This window comes from Vibrio sp. 1978, assembly GCF_033344345.1.
On sequence record NZ_JAWPOP010000066.1, the window covers coordinates 1 to 2,474 of the forward strand.

General features: G+C 40.9%; 2 protein-coding genes. One reads left to right on the forward strand and one right to left on the reverse strand.

The window, feature by feature from the left end; genetic code table 11:
* Positions 1-479 precede the first annotated feature (479 nt).
* On the reverse strand, positions 480-1,439 hold the full coding sequence (locus tag R8N49_RS24365; protein WP_213968138.1) for a replication initiation protein: 960 nt from the start codon (positions 1,437-1,439) through the stop codon (positions 480-482).
* A 656-nt stretch (positions 1,440-2,095) separates the two neighbouring features.
* Between R8N49_RS24365 and R8N49_RS24370 the strand changes: the two genes are divergently transcribed.
* A complete protein-coding gene (locus R8N49_RS24370; RefSeq protein WP_193295811.1) occupies positions 2,096-2,269 on the forward strand; it encodes a hypothetical protein in 174 nt (57 codons plus the stop codon).
* The last annotated feature ends 205 nt before the right edge of the window (positions 2,270-2,474 follow it).

A 2,474-nucleotide genomic window follows, 5' to 3' on the forward strand; every position in this document is an offset into this window, starting at 1 on the left:
TGCTTAAAAACGCTCCTAGAGCGCTTTGAGAGCGTCAGATTGGCGTTTTGAGATGCTAAGTCGGATATTTAACGTAAAAGGAATAAGCGGCACCAAAATTGTTTGGCTTAATTTCATCATTAATTTCATCAATTGTTCGGAAGGGGTATTCATGCCGAACAATTGATGAAGAAAACATGCTGACAGTGTTGGCACTGGCATTTTGTTTGCTTTCTTTTGAAAAAAGCCCTTTCAGGAAATGTTCTTTTTATTCGGGCAATAGCTCGCTCTTTTTTGCATTTAGGACATGTATAAGCAAATATCATTTGTATCCTTACTTAGAAGCAGTATCTCATTTTTTTGGGGATTTTATTCTTACTGTGAATATAAATAAAGTTGAATTCCGTGCTGAATTGAGCATAAATCTCGTTGTGTTAAGTGCTCATTTACCATAACGGCACTTTGTGCGAACCGAACACCAACAACAAAGAAAGCCGCAATTAAGCGGCTTTCTTTGTTGTTCTTTCTTCGATTTCTTTCTTCAATCGCTGCTGTAGCTCCGGCTCTGCGATAGCGGCATACTCAGCCATCTTTCTCAGATCCGGTAAGTTCAGCTTAGCTTCGGCATCATACGCTTTCAATTTGGCTTCATAATCGAGCAATAACGCCAAGTTCTTGCGCATCCACACGCCTTCTTCATGGCTGCCAGCTTTGACTTTGGGGCGGCGGTGGAGGCGTGGGCGAGCGGGTTTGCTTTGAGTTGTTTTTTCTAACGCATAGATAAAGCGCACCGCGGTGATCTTTTTGCCGGTACGGATAGGCTGCCAAGTGACAGAAATGTCAGTGTTTCGGTTGATCTTTTCGATAGCAGGCTTTAGTACCCAATCATTAAAGTTACCCCAACGCTCATAATCACCGTTTAATCCTGCTTGGGTTTTCATCCAATCTATTTCAAGCTCCACTACTACCGCTTCACCTTGCTTATTTTTATTCAGGTTTTTTGCTTTGATAAGCCACTGGTAAAGGCGGAAAGAAAAGGGGGTGTTTAGACGAACGGCATATTCAAAATTGATGGCGGTAAAGCGCTCTTTTAGCTCGAAAAGGTAAGGTTCAATGCGTTGGCTAAACTCGACAATAACATGGCTATTTTCATTAGGTTGGCGCGCGTAAATACCGACACTCAACCACGGCAATACCATGTTGTTATGCTCGTCATAACGCATGGTCACGGATTTATTGGCAAGGGATTTAATGGCATGGATTAAATGGCGGTGCATATTGTGCGAGTCTAACCCGAAAGCCTCAGCAAATTGATTAGGGTAGATCTTAATTTCGCCAATATTGGGCTTGCGGCTATCGATTTTACTTGCCACAAAACTGATCAATCTCACTTCATCAAGCGAGAGATTATAACTTGCTTCAATAAGTTCGTTGGAATGAACCACCGTTAAGTTATCCACATAAAGTCCTTGAAAATAAAATCTCTAGTCATTTTCAGGCAAATTTTAAAAGTTATCCACCTCATTTTTCTAGTTAGTTACCCTCTATTTTCTAGTTAGAAAGCCTCTATTTTCTAGTTAGAAAGCCTCTATTTTCTAGTTAGTTAATTCTATTAACCGTTTAAAATCAATGCTTTGAAACCAATGAAAGAGAAAGAGAAAGAAGAAAGATAAACAAATAAACTGCGTTTATTTGCTATTTTCTATCGAAAATAAAATTAAAAAACGCTACTCACATCACGCTTAATGAGACAAATTGACCACCATCAGCCGTTATGTTGTCACAACAGGAATGCGTAATCAGATTGATGTGTATGTGTATTGATTCCAACACCCCATGAATGAGCAATACGTATGCAATGATGCCCATGCGCCCCTCTTAACCTCATTTGCATTTCTTTTTCCGTCTTCCTATCTTTTTTGTTAACTGCATAAGCAAGGCTACACAGAGTGCCCTACATTCTCGTGCCTCGAACTTCGGGCATCTGTGCCTTGTAAGGGACGCTACGCTCCCTTAACCCTAGTGCTATTACCCTACTCACTCATTTTTAAAATCCTTGTGTTGATTGCATCTACCACTTCGGTACATTGAGGTTTTCCCAGGGGTAGGAATTCTTATGTCAGAACATCAAGAGCAAAACGTAGAGCTGTGTCTGTTGGTTGAAAGGAATGGTTCTTTAGAACTCAGAACGATGAAGTGTCCACAGCGTTCTGTTCGTCATCAGAGGGGATTGATTGAAAAGAGTGCTCGTGTGATTGGATCGTCCATTCGAGAGATCTCAGAAGAGTAAATCTCATTAAAACGAGGCTTTGAGTGTGATTTGAGCTTCAAATGAACAGCGCCAGTTTTGCCCTGTAAATCGCCCTAAAACCGTCACAAACTTACAACCCGATTTCTGGCTAAGTAGGTAAGGGTAAGTGCTTAAAAACGCTCCTAGAGCGCTTTGAGAGCGTCAGATTGGCGTTTTGAGATGCTAAGTCGGATATTTAACGTAA